This window comes from Streptomyces sp. NPDC107500 (assembly GCF_055582785.1).
In genome coordinates this window covers 29,599-48,232 of the sequence record NZ_JBVJPF010000010.1, presented here as the reverse complement: position 1 = coordinate 48,232, position 18,634 = coordinate 29,599, and the positions used below count along the sequence as shown (strand labels likewise).

Below are 18,634 nucleotides of genomic sequence, written 5' to 3'. Positions count from 1 at the left end.
CCCATGGACGAACGTGAGATCCTCACCCGGTTCAAGGCCGGAACCCTCGGCCGGGACGACGCGGCCCGCCTGCTGAACGGAGCGCGGCAGTCCAGGACCGGGACACCGCTCCCGCCGCCCCGGCCGGACGCCGCGCCGGACTCGGACCACGGCGCCCCCGACGGCCACGGCACGTCTGTCGGCCGCGGCACGTCCGGCGGCCTCGGGGCGTCCGGCGGCCAACGCGCCTTCGACGGCCGGTCCGCCGCCGACCGTGCCACCTCCACCGACCCCATCGCCGTCGTCGGTATCGCCGGCCGCTACCCGCTCGCCCCCGACCTGCACGCGCACTGGGACAACCTGCTGTCGGGCCGTGACACGTCCTCGGCCGTGCCCGCCGCCCGTCCCTGGCTCGCCTCCTCGGCACCCGGCCGACGCGGCCACTTCCTGGACGGCGTCGCCGACTTCGACCCCGAGTTCCACGGCATCATGCCCGCCGAGGGCGCCCTGATGGACCCGCAGGAACGGCTCTTCCTGGAGGTCGCCTGGGACGCGCTGGAGGACGCGGGATACACCGGCTCCCGGCTGGACGCCCTGACCACCGCGAGCGGCACGTCACGCGCCCTCGGTGTGTTCGTGGGAGCCGCCAGCCACGACTACGCCCTCCTGGCCGCCGGCGCCTGGACCCCCGGCGCGGGCGCGACCCCCAGGGCGGGCCACTGGGGCCTGCCCGGCCGGCTGGCCGCGTCGCTGGAACTGACCGGTCCCGCACAGGCCGTCGACACCGCGGAGTGCTCCGGCCTCACCGCGGTCCACCTCGCCGTCGGCGCACTGCGCCGCGGCGAGTGCGCGGCCGCCGTCGCCGGAGGCGTCGAACTGCTGCTGCACCCCGCACGCCTCGCGGACGGCGCGGGCGAGGGCGTCGGAGCCGTGGTGCTCAAGCCGCTGCACCGCGCGCTCGCGGACGGCGACCGCGTGCACGCCGTCGTCCGCGACACCGCGAGCGGCCACCGGGCCCGCCCCCGCCGGCCGGAATCCCGCGCGGCGGAGGAGGCGCACGAGTCCCGCGAGACGACCGCACGGCGGATCGGATCGGCCGGCGCGGTCACCGGGATCGCGGCACTGACCGACGCCGTGCTCCAAGTGCGGCACGGCGTCCGGATATCCGGCGCAGCGGACACCGCCGGGGTCCCGTGGCCGCGCACGCGCGACGAGGCGGGGCGGGAACTGCCGCGCACCGCCACGGTCGAGATCGCTGCCGAGGGCGGCGGTACGGCGTGGGCCGTGGTCGAGGAGTACGCGGCGGAGCCCGGCGGGACGGACACCGGCGGGACGGACACCGGCGGGGACGGAGGGCCGCTGCTGCTGTCCGCTCCGACCCCCGCCCACCTGGCCGCCACCGCGCACCGCCTGGCCGACTGGCTGACCGCGACCGCCCAAGCGGACGCGGACGCGGGCCACCCGGCGCCCGGACCGCCGCCCGCCGGCCTGGCACGTGCGCTGCGCGTCGGACGGGCCGCCATGCCCTGCCGTATCGCCCTGCCCGCCCCGCGGGACGTGGCCGAACTCGTCGCCCGGCTGGCGCACTTCGCGGACACCGGTGAGGCCGGACCCGAGGCCGCCACGGCCGACCTGCGCGACGGGCGCGGCGACCCCTTGGGCCTCGACGGCCTGCCGGAGACCCGCGACTACCTCATCGCCCTGTGGCGGGCCGGACGCACCGAGACGCTCACCCGGCTCTGGCTGAACGGCGTCGGCGTCGACTGGGCCGCGCTGGAGGCCGCGTCGCCGTGGACGGCACCGCCCCAGCCGCCGCCACCGTCCGCCCGGCTGCGCCGCCCGCTGTGGCTGGGCGCGGACCGTGCCCCAGCGGATCCGGAGCCGAACGGATGACGACCGAGGCCCTCGCGGCCGGCCCTCCGGTCCCGCGCGACCGGCCCGAGCCGGTGAAGCTGTTCTTCTGCCCCAACGACGAACTGGTCCCGGGCATCGCGGCCCTGCTGGCCCGGCACTGGCTGGACGAGCACGAACAGGAGATCGCCGCCCGGTTCCTCTTCGAACGCGACCGGCGCCAGTACCTGGTGGCGCACTCCCTGGTACGGCGCGTGCTCGCCCTGGAGAGCGGACTGCCGGAGGCCGAGGCCGTCATCTGGCGGTCCTCGCGCGGACGGCCGTTCCTCCAGAAGCCCGCCGAAGGGCTGCCGCGCGGCGGCCGGGAGCTGGACTTCAACCTCTCGCACGCGGGCGGCCACAACCTGCTCGGCGTCGTGCGACGGCACCGTGTCGGCGTGGACGTGGAACGGCTCGACCGCGGTGAACAGGGCTTCGACACGATTCTGGAGACGTTCGCGGCGTCCGAGCGGGACTGGGTGACCCGGGCTGCCCCCGGCCGCCCCCGCGACCGGCGGCTGCTGCGCCTGTGGACACTGAAGGAGGCCTACTCCAAGGCCCGCGGTCTGGGCCTGAGCCTGCCCTTCGACGCGTTCTCCTTCACGCTCGCCGAGGACCGGGGCGTCCTCGGCTTCCAGCCGCCCGACAACGACACCGAGCGGCGCTGGCGGTTCGTCGAACTGGAGCCGGTGCCCGACGTACTGGCCGCGGTGGCCGTCCTCGCCGATTCCGACGCGCCGCCCGTCCTCCAGCTCCACCACGGCTTCCCCTGGGGTCGCTCCGCGCCGCGGCTGGTGCCCCTGCCCGAGCCGGTGCCGGCATCGAGGTGAACGCATGGGTACGGCGGAAGGACTGATCGGACGACAGGACCCGCTCCGGCTCCTGGAGGGCCTGCTGGCCGACGCCCGGCAGGGGCGGGGGAGCGTCGCGGCGCTCACCGGCAGCCCCGGCACCGGCAAGAGCGCCGTGCTGCGGGCGCTCGCCACGTCGGCCGCCGACGCCGGCGCCACGGTGCTCGGCGCCTGTGCCACCGAGGCCGAGTCGGACCTGCCGCTCGGCGTGGTGGGCCAGCTCCTCAGCGGCGCCGCCGGACCGGGCACCGCGTCCGGCGAGACCGGCACCGAGGCCAGGCCCGAGGCGCTGTACGAGGCGCTGCGCGCGCTCGGCGGGCGACGGCCCCTGGTCGTGACCGTGGACGACGTCCACCACACCGACGAGCAGTCCGCCCGCTGCCTGCTCTACGTGTGCGGGCGGCTCGCCGCCACCGGCGTCCTGATGGTGCTGGCCGGACGGCCGCAGACGGCACCCTCGCTGCCGCTGGCCGAAGTGCTCGGCCACCCGCGCTGCGTCCCCCTGCCGTTGCGCACCCTCTCCGAGGACGAGGCAGCCGCCTTCCTGCGCGCGGCCCCGGCGGCCATGGACGCGGCGACGGCCCGGCGGCTGGCCCCCGACTGGCACCGCTTCACCGGCGGCAACCCGCGGCTGCTGCACGCGCTGCTGGCCGACCACCGGGACTGCGGACCGGTGCGCCCGGCCCGGCCCATCGCCGGTACCGCCTTCCGGCGAGCCGTCGCCGACTGCCTGCGCGGCGCCGAGGACCCCGTGAGACGCACCGCGCAGGCCCTGGCCGTACTCGCCGACCAGGTGACCCTGACACTGCTCGCCCGGTTCCTGGGCCTGCCCGAACGGGCCGTGGTCCCGCGGCTGGCCGCGCTGGAGGCGACCGGACTGCTCGACGCGGGCCGGCTGCGCCACCGAGGGGTGACCGCGGCCGTGCTGGAGTCGCTCACCGCCGAGGAGAGCGCCCGGCTGCACGCCCGCGCGGCCGGCGTACTCCACGACCACGGCGCCGAACCGTCCGCCGTCGCCGCCCACCTCGTATCCGCCGAGGCCGCCCGGGCCACCGACGGCGCAGCCGGCGACACCCCCGTCTGGGCCGTCCCGGTGCTCGCGGAGGCGGCCCGGCACGCGATGCCCGCCGGACAGGCGCGCCGTGCCGCCGAGTTCCTGCGCACCGCCCACCGGCTGCCCGACGGCGGGCAGCGCCCCGACGGCATGCTGACCACGCTGGCGCGCGCCGAGTGGGAGAGCGACCCGGCGTCCGTGATCCGCCATCTGACCGCCCTCGAACGCGACCTCGCCTCCCGCGACCCGCACGACGGGTGGTGGACGGAGGGTGCGGCCCTGCTGCTGTGGCACGGCCGGTACGAGACGGTGGCCCGGGACGCGGCCGACGCCGGGGACGGCCCACGGGCCCGGGAGGTGCGGACCGCGCTCGACCACCTCTACCCCGGGGCCGGCCGGGACGGCACCGCACCCGAACCCGACGCCGTCGAACGGGTGCTGGTGTCGGTGGTCCACGCACTCGCGCCCCCGCCCTCCGTGCCGGCGCTGCTCGTCGCCCTGTCGTACGCCGGAGAGACGGAGCGGGCCGCGCGGTGGCGCGAGCTGACCGACGGCGCGGAACCGGCCGGGGCCACGGTGGCCCGGCAGGCGGTGGCGGCGGCCGTGGCGGCCGTACTGCACGTGCGCACGGGCTCCTACGGCACCGGGGCGGCCCACGCTTCACGGGCACTCGCCCTGATGACGCCCGCCGCCTGGGGAGTGGCCGTGGGCATGCCGCTGGCGGCGGGCGTGCGGGCGGCGACCGCGCTGCGGGCGCACGACGAGGCGGCGCGGCTGCTGCGCGTGCCGGTGCCCGACGCCCTGTTCCGCACCCGGGCCGGAGTGCACTACCTGCTGGCCAGGGGCGGCCACCTGCTGGCGGCGGGACGGGCGCGGTCCGCGCTCGCCGACTTCCACGCCTGCCGCGACCTGCTCGCCGAATGGGGCGAGCCGGCCCGCGGCGGACTCGACTGGCGGACCCCGGCGAACGAGGCGCTGCGCCGCCTGGGCCACATCCCGGACGGAGACCCCGTCGCGGTGCTCACCCGGGCCGAGCGGCGCGTGGCGACGCTCGCCGCGGCCGGCTGCACGAACCGGGCCATCGCCGCCCGCCTGTACGTCACGACCAGCACCGTCGAGCAGCACCTCACGCACATCTACCGGAAACTGCGGGTGAGTTCGCGGGGCGACCTAGTGCGGTTGGTCGGCACCCGTCCCGCCGGACCGGGAGACCTCCGCCCGGAACCCGTCTGACGGCGGGGCCCCGGCCCGGTCAGCGGGCGGTGGTGCGCAGGCCCCGGCGGTTCTTGCGGCCCAGCAGCCCGGCCGACACGAGTTCCGCGAGGGCGTCCGAGGGCTGGTGGTCCGGCGTCTCGAAGTGGTCGAACAGGCGGTGCTGGATAGCCAGGGAGACGTCCAGGCCGATGGTGTCCAGCAGCGCGAACGGGCCCATGGGGTAGCCGAAGCCGCGCTCCACGGCGGCGTCGGTGAGTTCGACGACGCGGTCGTCCGCGCCCGGGCGGTCGAGCAGCGCCAGGGCGGCCCCGAGGTAGGGGAAGAGCAGGCTGTTCACGATGAAGCCGGTGCGGTCGGGACACTCCACCACCGTCTTGCCGAGCCCGCCGCAGAAGGCGCGGGCGGTGGCGAGCACGCCGGGGTCCGTGCCGGGCGCGTGCGCCAGCTCCACCAGCCGCATCACCGGCGCCGGGTTGAAGAAGTGCAGCCCGACGACGTCGGCGGGCCGGCCGGACGCCTCGGCGCACGCGGCCACCGACAGACTGGACGTCGTGGTCGTCAGCACCGTGCCGGGATCGCAGGCCTCGCCCAGCGCCGCGAACATCTCCCGCTTGACGTCCGGGTCCTCGGCGACCGCCTCGATCACCAGGTCGCAGCCGGCGAACGCGTCGAGGCCGGTGGTGGCGTCGAGCCGGTCCAGGGCGGCCTGCCGCTGGGCCGGCGTGACCCTGCCGCGGCGTACGCCCCGGGTGAGCGAGTCGGCGACGGACGCCAGGGCGGCCTCCGCCTGCGCCGCGCCGCGGGCGACCAGGACGGTGGGGTGGCCGGCGAGGACCGTGACCTCGGCGATGCCCCGGGCCATGGCGCCGGAGCCCAGCACCCCGACCCGGCGCACGGTGCGGGCGCCGGTCTCGTCCGGCGCGTCGCCCCGCTCACGGACGGGGGCGCAAGTCTCGTCGTACGCGTAGAACCCGCCGCCGCTCTTGCGGCCCAGGCGCCCGTCGGCGACCATCCGGCCGAGCAGCGGCGCCGGTTCGAAGGCCGTGTCGCCGGTGCGCCGCCACAGTTCCGTCAGGGCGGCGTGCGCGGTGTCGAGTCCGATGCGGTCCAGCGTCTGGAGCGGACCGGCCGGCAGCCCGCAGCCCAGGCGCATGGCGGTGTCGACGTCCTCGTGGGAGGCGTAGCCCTCGGCGCACAGGGCGACCGCGCGGTTCAGCAGGCCGAGCACCAGGGCCCTGGCGTCGGCGGCGGGACCCGCGCCGACCTCGACCTCGGTGAGGCCCGCGGACGCCACCAGCTCGCGCGCCGCGGCGGTGGTCTCCTCGGAGGTCAGACTCGTCGGCACCGCTTCCGCGGGGCCGCCCGGCGCGGGCGGGGTGAACAGGCGCAGCCCGGCGACGTCGGCGGGACGCCCGGAGGCGATGGCCAGCCGGGCGACGGACAGGGCCGCCGTGGTGGTCAGCAGAGGGGTGCCGGGCGGGCAGACCTCCGTGACGCGGCGCAGCACCCCGGTCTTCACGGCCCCGTCCTCGGGGACCGCCTCGACGGCCAGCCGGACACCGCGCAGCCGCGCCGGGTCGTCCGTGAGGACCGGCTCGGGCGTTCCGTCGGGTGCGGGCGAGCCCTTGGCGCGGGTGCCGACCCGGGCGAGGACGTCGGGGTCGGTGTCCACACCGACGACGGCGTGGCCCGCCGCGTGCAGCAGGAGCAACAGCGCCTCGCCCACGGAGCCGAGGCCGACGACGCCGATCGGTGCGGCGGAGGTGTCCGGGGTCTGCTGGGTCATGGGGTCGGAGCCTGCCCTTCACGGAAGCGGTTGATGGCGCCGAGGTGCCGGGCGCGCAGGTCGTGGTCGGTGACACCGAGGCCCTCCTCGGGCGCCAGGCACAGCACGCCGACCTTGCCCTGGTGGAGGTTGCGGTGGACGTCGTAGGCCGCCTGCCCGGTCTCCTCCAGCGGGTACACCCTGGACAGCGTCGGGTGGATCTTCCCCTTGACGACCAGCCGGTTGGCCTCCCAGGCCTCCCGGTAGTTGGCGAAGTGCGAGCCGACGATGCGCTTGAGGGACATCCACAGGTAGCGGTTGTCGTACTCGTGCCGGAAGCCGGAGGTCGACGCGCAGGTGACGACGGTGCCGCCCTTGCGGGTGACGTACACCGAGGCTCCGAAGGTCTCGCGGCCCGGGTGCTCGAAGACGATGTCCACGTCCTCGCCGCCGGTGAGTTCGCGGATGCGCTTGCCGAAGCGCTTCCACTCCCCGGGGTCCTGCGTCTGCTCGTCCTTCCAGAACCGGTAGCCCTCGGCGTCGCGGTCGATGACCGCCTCGGCGCCCATCGCCCGGCAGATCTCCGCCTTCTGCTCGCTGGAGACGACGCAGACCGGGTTGGCGCCGCCGGCCAGGGCCAACTGGGTCGCGTAGGAACCGAGTCCGCCGCTCGCGCCCCAGATCAGCACGTTGTCGCCCTGCTTCATGCCGGCGCCGTTGCGGGAGACGAGCTGCCGGTACGCGGTGGAGTTGACCAGGCCCGGGGCGGCCGCCTCCTCCCAGGTCAGGTGGGCGGGCTTGGGCATCAGCTGGTTGGACTTGACCAGGGCCAGCTCGGCCAGACCGCCGAAGTTGGTCTCGAAGCCCCAGATGCGCTGCTCGGGGTCGAGCATCGTGTCGTCGTGACCGTCGGCCGACTCCAGCTCCACCGACAGGCAGTGCGCCACGACCCGGTCGCCCGGCCGCCACCGGTTCACGCCCGGACCGGTGCGCAGCACGACCCCGCCCAGGTCGGAGCCGAGCACGTGGTACGGCTGGTCGTGGCGGGCGGCGTGCGGCGAGAGCCGGGCGTAGCGCTCCAGGAACCCGAAGGTCGGCAGTGGCTCGAAGATCGACGACCAGACGGTGTTGTAGTTCACCGACGACGCCATCACCGCCACCAGCGCCTCGCCGGGCCCCGGCAGCGGCACCGGCACGTCCTGGATCTGGAGCGACTTGCGCGGGTCCTTGTCCCTGGAGGCGATGCCCTCGAACATCGCCACGTCCTCCCGGCGCACCACGGCGCCCCGGTAGGAGTCGGGCAGCCGCAGCCCTCCGAAGTCCTCCGACGAGGCGTCGCCGCATGAGACGGCATTGATGATCTCGTCCACGTGAGTTCCCGGTCCTCTCGCCACGCTGCGCAACGGCACGTCGGACAGCAGCGTGGAGCACCCGGCGGCCCCCCGGGCACCCCAGTCCACCCCCGGTTTCCGCCCCGTCCGGTACAGGGGGAGGACTGGGGAGGCCCAGGGGTCCCGCCGGCGCGCATGCTGGTTCGCGCCGTCCGGCCCGAGGAGAGCCCATGACCGCAGCACCCCGCCGGCGCGACCCGCACGTGAACCGGGTGGCGCCGTGACCGTCTACGCGCCCGCCCTGGGCGGACTCGGCATCCTGGGCACCGGCTCCCACCTGCCGGAGCGGGTGGTGGACAACGAGACCGTCGGCGCGGCGGCCTCGGTGAGCGCCGAGTGGATCGAGCGCCGCACCGGCATCGTCGAGCGCCGCTACGCCGCCGACGACGAGGCGGCGTCCGACCTCGCGGCCGAGGCGGCCGCCCGGGCCCTCGCCGACGCCGGGGCGCGGCCGGAGGACCTCGCCTGGATCATCGTGGCGACATCGACGCCGGACCACCCGCAGCCGGCCACCGCGTCCCTCCTCCAGCACCGGCTGGGCGCCCACCGCGCGGCAGCCTTCGACGTCAACGCCGTGTGCGCCGGCTTCGTGGCCGCCCTGCACACCGGAGCGCGGCTGCTCGCCGCCGAAGGGGACGCGGGCGGGCGCCGGCTTGCCCTGGTCGTCGGCACCGAGGTGTACTCGCGGATCATCGACCGCACCGACCGCAGGACCGCGCCCCTGTTCGGCGACGGCGCGGGAGCGGTGGTGATCGGGCCGGTGCGCGAGGGGCGGGGCTTCCTCGGTACGGGCATGCGCACCGACGGTGCGCTGCACGGGCTGATCGGCGTCCACGCGGGCGGCAGCAGGCAGCCGGCGTCGGAGAAGACCGTGGCCGGCGGCGACCATCACTTCCGGATGCGGGGCCGCGAGGTGCGGGAGTTCGTCGAGCGGGAACTGCCGGGCGCGGTGTCCGGCACCCTGGCGGAGTTCGGCGTGGCGGCCGCCGACGTCGACCACTTCGTGCCGCACCAGGCCAACGGGGAGATGCTGCGCGGCATCGTCGGCAGCCTCGGGCTGACCGCGGCCCGCGTGCACCTCCCGGTGGACCGCCACGGGAACACCGGCGCCGCCTCGATCCCGCTCGCCCTCGACCACGCGCGCCGCCAAGGGGCGCCGCGCGACGGCGAACTGGTCCTGCTGGCGGGTTTCGGCGGCGGGATGACGCTGGGCACCGTGCTGCTGCGCTGGGGGCGTTGAGCCGCCGCGCCCGGGACGGTCAGGGGGCGACCCGCTGGACCGACGGCCCTCCGGCCAGCCGCGCCACCATCGTGTCGTAGCGGCGCACGAGAGCCTCCTGGGAGCGCGTCAGTTCGTCGATGCGCCGTTGCAGGCGGGCGACCTCGCCTCCCAGCTCAAGGGCCTCCGACAGGGTCGCGGGCCCGCCCCCGGGGTGCGGGTGGGGCGGGGCGGACAGGTCGGGGGCGTGGTTGAGGACCGCCTCCAGGCGGGCGCGCAGCGCCGGCCCCGGCTCGATGCCGAGCGCCTCCACCAGCCGCCGGCGGGCCCGTTCGTAGACCCCGAGGGCCTCGGCCTGGCGGCCACCGCGGTACAGGGCGACCATCAGCAGGTCGTAGAACCGCTCGTGCAGCGGGTGGTCGACCGTCAGCTTCTCCAGTTCCCCGGTGATCTGGCCGTGCTGGGCGCAGCCCAGGCTGGCCTCGTAGAGCGACTCCAGCGCCGTCAGCCGGTGTTCCTCCAGCCGGTCCGCCTCGCTCGCGCACAGGGGACCGAGCCGGCTGTCCTGGAGGGCGGGACCGCGCCACAGGGACAGGGCGTGCCGCAGCAGCCGGACCGCGTACGCGGGGTCGGCCGACACCGCGGCCCGGCCCAGCGCGGACAGCCGCTGGAAGCGCTCGACGTCGGTGGTGGCGGAGCCGAGGCTGAGCAGGTAGCCGGTCGGCAGCGTGCTGATCCACTCGTGGCCCCGCGAACCCCCGCCCGGCACGGGAAGCAGCCGCCGCAGCCGGGCCACATGGGCCTGCAACGCGTTCGAGGCGTTCGTCGGCGGCCGGTCGCCCCAGAGTTCCTCGGTGAGCCGGTCGGCGGAGAGCAGGCGGCCGGCGTGCAGGACGAGCGCCGACAGGAGGGCACGCTGCTTGGGGCCCGAGGGCACGACGTCCGCTCCCGTCGCGCCGTCGTGCAGCCCGACCGGCCCCAGCAGCCGGAACTCCGTCTCCCCGAAGGCCTCGGGCGACAGCGGGCCCGCGGTGCCGGACCCGCCCGTCGCGCCGTGCGGGGCACCGTCCGTTGGGTGTTCCATGAGAGCTCCCTCGTCGGTCGGCGGGTCGGTGGACGGCGTCGTCGGTGACCGGGCCGGGAATCGGAGGGTCGTCATCCGGTCCGGTGGCGGTCGGGGGCGAAGGTACGGTCCCTTCGGACGGTAGCCGCCGCACGACGCCGGCGGGCCGGTCCGCGAGCCCCCTTCCAGCGCTCGTACAAGCGTTCTCGAGCGGTGTGGCGACAGGGCGAAAGCCGGTCTGTGGAGAGTCGCTCGAACGCCGGTCGAGATCCCGGGAGACACGGCACGGGTGGGGCTAGCTTGCTTCACGGCCGACGGCTTTGAGCCACCGAGGGGCCTCGACCACTTGGACCGGTACGGGGAGGAAACCATGGAGATTCAGGTTCTGGGTCCGTTGCGCGCCGACGTCAACGGGGTCTCGATCGTTCCGACCGCGGGCAAGCCGAGGCAGATCCTCGCCCTGCTCGCGTTCTATCCGGGCCGGGTCATGCCCGTGCCCACGCTCATGGAGGAGATCTGGGGCACCAACATGCCGCAGAGCGCCATGACGACCATGCAGACGTACATACTCCAGCTGCGCCGCCGCCTCGGCACGGCGATGGGGCCCGACGCCCCGGGCCGGGCCAAGGAGGTGCTCGCCACCCGACACGGCGGCTACCTGCTCCAGGTCCCGCCGGAGAGCGTCGACGTCCACCGCTACGAGCAGCTGGTGACGGCCGGCCAGGCCGCCTTCGAGGAGGCCCGCGACGAACAGGCCGCGGACCTCTTCCGGGACGCCCTCGCCCTGTGGCAGGGCCCGGCCCTGGTCGACGTCCGGGTCGGACCGATCCTGGAGATCGAGGTCATGCGGCTGGAGGAGAGCCGGCTCGGCACCGTGGAGCGGCGCATCGACGTCGACCTCCGACTCGGCCGGCACGCCGAGCTGATCGCCGAACTCACCGACCTGATCGCCCGTCACCCGCAGCACGAGGGGCTGCACTCGCAGGCGATGGTCGCGCTGTACCGCTCGGGCCGGCAGGCCACCGCGCTGGACGTCTACCGCCGGCTGCGCGGCCGGCTGATCGAGGAACTGGGCGTGGAGCCGTCACCGCAGCTCCAGCGGCTGCACCAGGCGATGCTCACCGTCGACCCGGCTCTCGACGTGGCGTGCGGACCGCGCCGCACCTCCACCTTCAACCTGTACGCGGCCTGAAGCCGCACGCGGTCCGAGAAGGCCGCGGCGGGAGGGAGGGACGCTCCGTGTCCGACGCACCGCCGGTGCCCCTGCACTGCTTCGCCCACGCCGGGGCCGGCATCTCCGCCTTCCACGGCTGGAGTGCCGACCTGGGCACCGGCGCCCTGCCCGTGCCCCATCTGCTGCCGGGCCGCGAAGGCCGGCGGCGCGAACCCCGGGTGACCGCACGCGAGACGCTGCTCGCCGACCTGCTCGACGGCTTCCGCGCGCCCACCGTGCCGTACGTGCTCTACGGCCACAGCCTCGGCGCGCTGGTCGCCTACACCCTCGCCAGGGCGCTGCACGAGGCCGGCCTGCCCACCCCCGCGCTGCTCGCCGTGGGCGCCTGCCCGCCCCCCGACGCCGCTTCCGTGCTCTCCGACGCCTGCCGGGAGCCCGAAAGGCGGCTGCGGAACCTGCTCGACACCCTGGGCGCCGGCCCGCCGGACACCGTCCCCGGCGACCTGTGGGAGCGCAAGGTGCTGCCGGTGCTGCGCGACGACCTGGTCCTCGCCGACGCCCTGCGCGCCGCCGCCCGCCACCCGGTGGCCGGCGGCCCGTTCCGGGTGCCGGTGCTGGCCGTCGCGGGCGTGGACGATCCGCTGGCCCCACTGCCGGTGATGGCCGGCTGGCACCGCTGGACGGCGGGACGCACGGTCACCCGCACCCTGCCCGGGGACCACTTCTTCGTACGGGGGCGCGCACTGCCCCGGCTGCTCGGGCGGGCCTGCCGCGTCGTCCGCCGGACGGCGGCGCGGCCCGCACTGTCGACCACCGGAGGACGAGCGTGAGGGACAGCCGATGAGACGAGTCGCCATCACCGGGATCGGAGTGGTCGCGCCCGGCGGTGTGGGCACCACCGCGTTCTGGTCCCTGCTGACCGAGGGACGCACCGCCACCCGCCCCATCACCTTCTTCGACGCCTCGGGGTTCCGCTCCCGGATCGCGGCCGAGGCCGACTTCGATCCGACCCGGCACGGCTTCACCGCCGAAGAGGCCCGACGCCTCGACCGGGCCGCCCAGTTCGGGCTGGTCGCCGCCCGCGAAGCGGTCGCCGACAGCGGCCTGGACAACGCCGCCGCCGAACGCACCGGCGTGGTCCTGGGCAGCGCCGTCGGGTGCAGCACCGGCCTCGACGAGATCTACGCGCACGTCAGCGAGCACGGCGCCGGCTGGCAACTGGACCACACCCGGGCCGAGGCACGGCTCGGTGACTACCTGGTGCCCAGCTCCCTGGCCGCCGAGGTCGCCCGGGACACCGGTGCGCTCGGACCGGTCGCCGTCGTCTCCACCGGCTGCACCTCCGGCCTCGACGCGCTCGGCCACGCCGCCGAACTCATCCGCGAGGGCAGCGCCGACGTGATGGTCGCGGGCGCCTCCGAGGCGCCGATCACGCCCATCACCCTGGCCTCCTTCGACGCCATCCGCGCCACCTCGGCCCGCAACGACGAACCCGGGACCGCCTCACGCCCCTTCGACCGCACCCGCAACGGCTTCGTCCTCGGCGAGGGCTGCGCCATGCTCGTGCTGGAGGAGTACGGCCACGCCCGGCGGCGCGGCGCGCCCGTGTACGCCGAGATCGCCGGGTTCGCCGGCCGCTCCAACGCCTACCACATGACCGGACTGCGCCTGGACGGCACCGAGATGGCGGAGGCCATCCGCGTCGCGCTGCTGGAGGCACGGGTGAACCCCGAGGACGTCGACTACGTCAACGCGCACGGCTCCGGCACCAAGCAGAACGACAAGCACGAGACGGCCGCCTTCAAACGCGGCCTGGGCGAGCACGCCCGGCGGATCCCGGTCAGCTCCATCAAGTCGATGATCGGGCACTCGCTCGGCGCGATCGGCTCCCTGGAGATCGCCGCCTGCGCCCTGGCCATCAAGCACGACACCGTGCCGCCCACCGCCAACCTGCACGAGCCGGACCCCGACTGCGACCTCGACTACACGCCGCTCACGGCCCGGGAACAGCGCACCGACACCGTGCTCAGCGTCGGCAGCGGCTTCGGCGGCTTCCAGAGCGCGATGGTCCTGACCGCCGGGCGAGCGGAGGTGGCCGCATGACCGCCCTCGCCGGACGGGAACGCGGACTGATCGGCGCCCGCGACGTGACGGCCGCCGTCACCGGCATCGGCGTCGTGGCGCCCGGCGGCGTCGGCACCGAAGCCTGGTGGGCGTCCGCCCTGCGCGGCCGGAGCGCCATCGGCCCGGTCACCCGCTTCGACGCGTCCGGCTCGCCCGCCCGGCTGGCCGGCGAGGTCGCCGGGTTCGCCGACGAGGAGCACGTGTCCGGACGGCTGCTGCCGCAGACCGACCGCGTCACCCGGCTCGCCCTCGCCGCCGCCGCCGAAGCCCTCGGCACGGCGGAGCTGGACCCCGAACGCCTGCCCGACTACGCCGTCGGCGTGGTCACCGCGAACGCGGCCGGCGGATTCGAGTTCGGCCAGCGGGAGCTCCAGGCCCTGTGGAGCCGGGGCAGCCGGCACGTCGGCGCCTACCAGTCGTTCGCCTGGTTCTACGCGGCCAACTCCGGCCAGATCTCCATCCGGCACGGGCTGCGCGGACCCAGCGGAGTCGTCGTCTCCGAACAGGCCGGCGGCCTCGACGCCGTCGCCCAGGCCCGCCGGCACCTGCGCCGGGGCGTCCAGGCCGTGGTGACCGGCGGCGTCGACTCCACCCTGTGCCCCTGGGGCTGGACCGCCCACCTGGCCGCCGGCGGGATGAGCACCGCCCACGACCCCGACCGGGCCTACCTGCCCTTCGACGCCGACGCGAACGGCCACGTCGTCGGCGAGGGCGGAGCGCTGTTCGTCGTCGAGGACGGCGACGCCGCGCGCGCCCGCGGGGCCCGCGTCCTCGGTCTCGTCGCGGGCTGCGCGGCCACCTTCGACCCCGCCCCGGGCGCCGGCCGCCCCCGGCTGCTCGCCGCCGCCGAACTCGCCCTGGCCGACGCGGAGATCACCCCCGCGGACGTGGACGTCGTGTTCGCCGACGCGGCCGGCGACCGGGCCGCCGACCGGGCCGAGGCAGAGGCGCTGACCACCTTGTTCGGGCCCTTCGGCGTGCCCGTCACCGCACCCAAGGCGATGACCGGGCGGCTGCTGTCGGGCGGCTCGGCGGTGGACCTGGCGGCGGCCCTGCTCGCCCTGCGCGACCAGGTGATCCCGCCGACCGCGGGCACGACGGACGTCGCCGAGGACTGCCCGGTGGACCTGGTGACGGGCCGGGCCCGCCCGGCGCGGCTGCGTACCGCGCTCGTCCTGGCCCGCGGCCGGGGCGGCTTCAACGCCGCGACGGTCGTGCGCACCGCCGACTGACGACCACACCCGGGGCCGCGGCCATCGCACCCGCGGCCCGGACGACCCACGGACCCAACGAAGGCGAGGCACCTCGTGGACCGGCTGGAACTCACCGAACTCACCGCCCTGCTGCGCACCTGCGCCGGCGAGGGAGAAGGCATCGACCTGAACGGCGACGTCCTCGACACGCCGTTCGTCGACCTGGGCTACGACTCGCTCGCCCTGCTCCAGGTCACCGGCATCGTCGAGCGCGACCACGACATCACGCTCGACGAGGAGGCGCTGGACGAGGCGGAGACGCCGCGCCAGTACCTCGACCTCGTCAACCGGGCGCTGTCCGCCCGCGCCGCCGCCTGAAGGGGAGGACCGTCATGGCCTCGCTGCGCGTCCCCGAGATGAGCCGCGCCAACGCCCCCCGCGTCGACGTCTGCGTGGTCGGCGCGGGGCCCGCCGGACTGGCGCTCACCCTGATGCTGCTGCGCTCCGGCGTCGAGGTGGCCCTGGTGGAGCGCTCCACCGGCCTCAACCGCGACTTCCACGGAGAGATACTCCAGCCCGGCGGACAGTGCGTCCTCGACGAACTCGGCGTGCTGTCCGCCGCCCGCGCCCGGGGCGCCCGCGAACTGGAGGGCTTCCAGGTCCTCCAGGACGAGCGCGTGCTGCTCGACGTCGACTACCGCCGGCTGCCCGCCCCGTACGACCGGCTGCTCGCGCTGCCCCAGCGCCACCTGCTGGACGAACTCCTCGCCGCCTGCCGGGAACTGCCCGGCTTCACCTTCCTGGAAGGGCACCGGGTCTCCGGGCTGGTGCGCGAGCGCGAGCGGATCGCGGGCGTGGTGGCGCACCGGCGCGACGGCGGGACCGCCACCGTGCGGGCCCACGTCGTGGTCGGTGCCGACGGCCGCCACTCCCGCACCCGGACGCTGGCGGGCATCGACGCCGGCCGCCGCGAGGCGTTCGACCAGGACGTGGCCTGGTTCACGCTGCCCGCGCCGGGCCGCGCCACCGGAGTGGTCCGGGTGCACCGCACCGCGACGGGCGCGCTGCTCGTCCACGACACCCACCCGGACCGGCTGCGCGTCGGCTGGACGCTGCCGCACCGCACCTGGAACCGGGTGGCGGTCCGCGGCATCCAGGACGTCCGCCGTGAACTCGCCGAGGCCCTGCCCGGGTTCGCCGACCTGATCCACACCCACCTGCGCTCGCTGTCCGACCTCACCCTGCTCGACGTGTTCGCCGCCCAGGCGGGCCGGTGGGTGGACGACGGACTGCTGCTGGTCGGCGACAGCGCCCACACCCACGGGCCGATCGGCGCGCAGGGCATCAACCTCGCCCTCCAGGACGCGGCCGCCGCCCACCCCGTGCTCCTCGACGCGGTCGGCGCCGGCGACGCCGGCCGGGACCGGCTGCTGCCCTACGAAAGGCGGCGCAGGCCGGCCGCGGCCGGCGTGCACCGCGTCCAGCGGATCCAGGCCAAGGCGCTGCTGGGCCGCAGCGGTCCGCTCGCCACCCGGCTGCGCTCCCGGGCCGCCTCCGTGGTCACCCGCTCCCGCATCGGCGAGCGCGTCACCCACCGCATCGCCTACGGTCCCGACCCGGCCACCGTACGCACGGACCTGTTCGCGGCCCCCGCCCCGGCGGCCGCGAACTCCGCCCCGGCCCGCCCAGGGACCGGCCGGTGACCGCCCGGGACGGTACCGGACGGCTGGTCGAGGTCGCCGACGGCGTGCACGCCCACGTCCAGCCGGACGGCGGATGGTGCCTCAGCAACGCCGGGCTCGTCACCGACGGGAGCGAATCCGTCCTGGTGGACACCGCCGCGACCCGGGCCCGGACCCTGCGGCTGCGCGAGGCGGTGCTGCGGACCGTGCCGCGCCCGCCGCGCGTGCTGGTCAGCACGCACTTCCACGGCGACCACACCTTCGGCAACCACCTCTTCCCCGAGGCCCTGATCGTCGCCCACGAACGGGCCCGGGACGACGTCACCGCGGCCGGGCTGCACCTGACCGGACTGTGGCCCGACGTGTGCTGGGGCGACCCGCGGGTGGTGGCGCCGCAGCTCACCCACCGCGACGGCATGACCGTGCACGCGGGCGCGGTGCGCGCCGAACTGCTGCACCCCGGGCCCGCGCACACCACCGGCGACACCGTCGTCTGGCTGCCCGAGCAGCGGGTGCTGTTCACCGGCGACCTCGTCATGTCCGGGGTGACACCGTTCTGCCCGATGGGGTCCGTCGCCGGGTCGATCGAGGCGCTGCACACCCTGCGCGCCCTCGGTCCGCGCACCGTGGTCCCCGGGCACGGCCCGGTGGGCGGTCCGGAACTGCTCGACGTCAACGAGGACTACCTGCGCCGCCTCCAGCGGCTGGCCGCCGAAGGTCTGGCCGCAGGACTCGACCCGCTGGAGACCGCCCGGGAGGCGGGGCCCGGCCCGTACGCCGACCTGCTCGACGCCGAACGCCTGGTGCCCAACCTGCACCGCGCCTTCCACGAGGCCCTCGGCGGCCGGCCCGGCGACCCGCTGGACATCCCCGCGCTGTTCGCCGAGATGACCCGCTACCACGGACGGCTCCCGGCCTGCCGCGCCTGAGCGCGCCCGCCGGGAGCCGCCGAGGCACGGACCTTCACAAGGACAGGTTCAGAAGGCCCCAGAAGGACAGGTTCAGAAGGACAGGTTCAGAAGGACAGGTGGTCCGGGACCACCCGGCGCTCCCGGGTGAGCAGCGCCCCGTCCCGCAGCACCAGCAGGTCCTCCACCACACTGCTCGGCCCGATGTCCGGCACCGGATTCCAGGGCCGGGTGACCGCCACCAGGGTGTAGTAGCGGGTGTGCAGCGCCCCGTCCGGACGCACCGACACCCGCAGCATGTTGTACCAGTGCCGCCTGCGCACCTCCTCCGAGCGGAACCGCCGCTCGTGCGCGGCCAGCAGCGCCGCCGCGATGGCCGCCCGCCCGTGCGCCGCCGGCACCGAGGGCGAGGGCGCGAAGACGCCGTCCTCGGTGAACGTCGCCGCGAACTCCTCCGCCCGCAGGTCGTCGAGGAGCGCCACCTGTTCCGCGTAGAACTGCTGGACGCGCGCGTACAGGGCGCCCTCGTCGGCGGCAAGCCCTTCGCCGATGGTCTGCACCGTCATGTCGTCAGCCTCCTTCAGGCCAGATCGTCCCGGGTGACCACGCGTCGCCGGGTCTGCCACTCGCCGCCGTCACGGACCAGCTCGTCCTCCATCACACACACCCGCAGCAGCCTCGAATCGCCGCCCCGGGGAGTGGCGTGGACCAGCGCGTAGCAGCGCGTGTGCAGCACTCCGTCCGCGCCGGTACGCACGTCGAGCATGCCGATCCAGTGCCGGTGCTGCTCCCCGCCGTCCTCCTGGCGGCGCCGGTTGCGGAGCACGTTGGCGACCAGGCCCGGCCGGCCGCGCACCGGCTCGTCGAGGGTCGGCACGCTGAAGACGGCGTCCTCGGTGAACGTGGCGGCCCAGCCGTCGGCGTCGTGCGAGTCGAAGAGCTGCATCTGGTGCGCGTAGAACCGCTGCACCCGTGCGTACAGGTCGCCGAACCCGCTCGGCCCGGCGAGGTCCTCGATGCGGTCGGGCGTCTCGGTGGTCATGCGGACCAGCCTTTCGTTCCGTCGGATGCGCCCCACTGTCCGCCGCCCGGATCGAGCGCTCTTCGAACCTTCCTCAAGCGATCC

16 protein-coding genes are annotated in these 18,634 nt (G+C 75.7%); 11 read left to right on the top strand and 5 right to left on the bottom strand.

Annotated features, from left to right (window positions below):
• Positions 1-3: 3 nt before the first annotated feature.
• The 3 genes from ACZ67M_RS34210 to ACZ67M_RS34200 are packed head-to-tail and all read left to right on the top strand — an operon-like array spanning position 4 to position 5,007.
• On the top strand, positions 4-1,872 hold the full coding sequence (locus ACZ67M_RS34210; protein WP_469853943.1) for a beta-ketoacyl synthase N-terminal-like domain-containing protein: 1,869 nt from the start codon (positions 4-6) through the stop codon (positions 1,870-1,872).
• On the top strand, positions 1,869-2,699 hold the full coding sequence (locus ACZ67M_RS34205; protein WP_361363079.1) for a 4'-phosphopantetheinyl transferase family protein: 831 nt from the start codon (positions 1,869-1,871) through the stop codon (positions 2,697-2,699). Before ACZ67M_RS34210 ends, ACZ67M_RS34205 begins: the two co-directional genes overlap by 4 nt.
• Positions 2,700-2,703: 4 nt before the next feature.
• Entirely contained in the window at positions 2,704-5,007 is a 2,304-nt protein-coding gene (locus ACZ67M_RS34200; RefSeq protein ID WP_469853942.1) for a helix-turn-helix transcriptional regulator, read from the top strand.
• 19 nt (positions 5,008-5,026) lie between these two features.
• Here ACZ67M_RS34200 and ACZ67M_RS34195 read toward each other — a convergent pair whose 3' ends face one another.
• Together ACZ67M_RS34195 and ccrA are read right to left on the bottom strand one after the other, a co-directional pair.
• Positions 5,027-6,775: a 3-hydroxyacyl-CoA dehydrogenase family protein gene (locus tag ACZ67M_RS34195; RefSeq protein ID WP_469853941.1), complete on the bottom strand. Its 1,749-nt coding sequence runs from the start codon at positions 6,773-6,775 to the stop codon at positions 5,027-5,029.
• Positions 6,772-8,124: a crotonyl-CoA carboxylase/reductase gene (gene ccrA / locus ACZ67M_RS34190; RefSeq protein WP_378808211.1), complete on the bottom strand. Its 1,353-nt coding sequence runs from the start codon at positions 8,122-8,124 to the stop codon at positions 6,772-6,774. The genes ACZ67M_RS34195 and ccrA overlap by 4 nt, the downstream gene beginning before the upstream one ends.
• A 241-nt stretch (positions 8,125-8,365) precedes the next feature.
• Here ccrA and ACZ67M_RS34185 point away from each other — a divergent pair, with 241 nt between their 5' ends.
• Positions 8,366-9,385 (top strand): 3-oxoacyl-ACP synthase III family protein, encoded by a 1,020-nt coding sequence (locus tag ACZ67M_RS34185; RefSeq protein ID WP_361363068.1) that lies wholly within the window; start codon positions 8,366-8,368, stop codon positions 9,383-9,385.
• Between the two features lie 19 nt (positions 9,386-9,404).
• Here ACZ67M_RS34185 and ACZ67M_RS34180 read toward each other — a convergent pair whose 3' ends face one another.
• The gene (locus ACZ67M_RS34180) at positions 9,405-10,448 is read right to left on the bottom strand and encodes an AfsR/SARP family transcriptional regulator (RefSeq protein ID WP_469853940.1); all 1,044 of its coding nucleotides are present in this window, start codon (positions 10,446-10,448) and stop codon (positions 9,405-9,407) included.
• 349 nt (positions 10,449-10,797) lie between these two features.
• Here ACZ67M_RS34180 and ACZ67M_RS34175 point away from each other — a divergent pair, with 349 nt between their 5' ends.
• From ACZ67M_RS34175 to ACZ67M_RS34145, 7 genes are all read left to right on the top strand, one after another.
• A complete protein-coding gene (locus ACZ67M_RS34175; RefSeq protein WP_064732206.1) occupies positions 10,798-11,619 on the top strand; it encodes an AfsR/SARP family transcriptional regulator in 822 nt (273 codons plus the stop codon).
• A 47-nt stretch (positions 11,620-11,666) separates the two neighbouring features.
• A complete protein-coding gene (locus tag ACZ67M_RS34170) occupies positions 11,667-12,431 on the top strand; it encodes a thioesterase II family protein (protein ID WP_392016273.1) in 765 nt (254 codons plus the stop codon).
• A gap of 10 nt (positions 12,432-12,441) precedes the next feature.
• Positions 12,442-13,704 (top strand): beta-ketoacyl-[acyl-carrier-protein] synthase family protein, encoded by a 1,263-nt coding sequence (locus ACZ67M_RS34165; RefSeq protein ID WP_469853939.1) that lies wholly within the window; start codon positions 12,442-12,444, stop codon positions 13,702-13,704.
• A complete protein-coding gene (locus ACZ67M_RS34160; protein WP_392016267.1) occupies positions 13,701-14,957 on the top strand; it encodes a ketosynthase chain-length factor in 1,257 nt (418 codons plus the stop codon). Before ACZ67M_RS34165 ends, ACZ67M_RS34160 begins: the two co-directional genes overlap by 4 nt.
• Positions 14,958-15,032: 75 nt before the next feature.
• A complete protein-coding gene (locus ACZ67M_RS34155) occupies positions 15,033-15,296 on the top strand; it encodes an acyl carrier protein (protein ID WP_382802462.1) in 264 nt (87 codons plus the stop codon).
• Positions 15,297-15,310: 14 nt separating this feature from the next.
• Positions 15,311-16,621 carry an FAD-dependent monooxygenase gene (locus tag ACZ67M_RS34150; RefSeq protein WP_469853938.1) on the top strand — a complete coding sequence of 437 codons (1,311 nt, stop codon included), beginning with the start codon at positions 15,311-15,313 and terminating at the stop codon, positions 16,619-16,621.
• Entirely contained in the window at positions 16,618-17,529 is a 912-nt protein-coding gene (locus tag ACZ67M_RS34145) for an MBL fold metallo-hydrolase (RefSeq protein ID WP_392103233.1), read from the top strand. Before ACZ67M_RS34150 ends, ACZ67M_RS34145 begins: the two co-directional genes overlap by 4 nt.
• Before the next feature lie 86 nt (positions 17,530-17,615).
• Here the strand turns inward: ACZ67M_RS34145 and ACZ67M_RS34140 are convergent, their stop codons facing one another.
• Together ACZ67M_RS34140 and ACZ67M_RS34135 are read right to left on the bottom strand one after the other, a co-directional pair.
• On the bottom strand, positions 17,616-18,074 hold the full coding sequence (locus ACZ67M_RS34140) for a nuclear transport factor 2 family protein (RefSeq protein WP_064732213.1): 459 nt from the start codon (positions 18,072-18,074) through the stop codon (positions 17,616-17,618).
• 14 nt (positions 18,075-18,088) lie between these two features.
• Positions 18,089-18,550 (bottom strand): nuclear transport factor 2 family protein, encoded by a 462-nt coding sequence (locus tag ACZ67M_RS34135; protein ID WP_392016259.1) that lies wholly within the window; start codon positions 18,548-18,550, stop codon positions 18,089-18,091.
• Between the last annotated feature and the right edge of the window lie 84 nt (positions 18,551-18,634).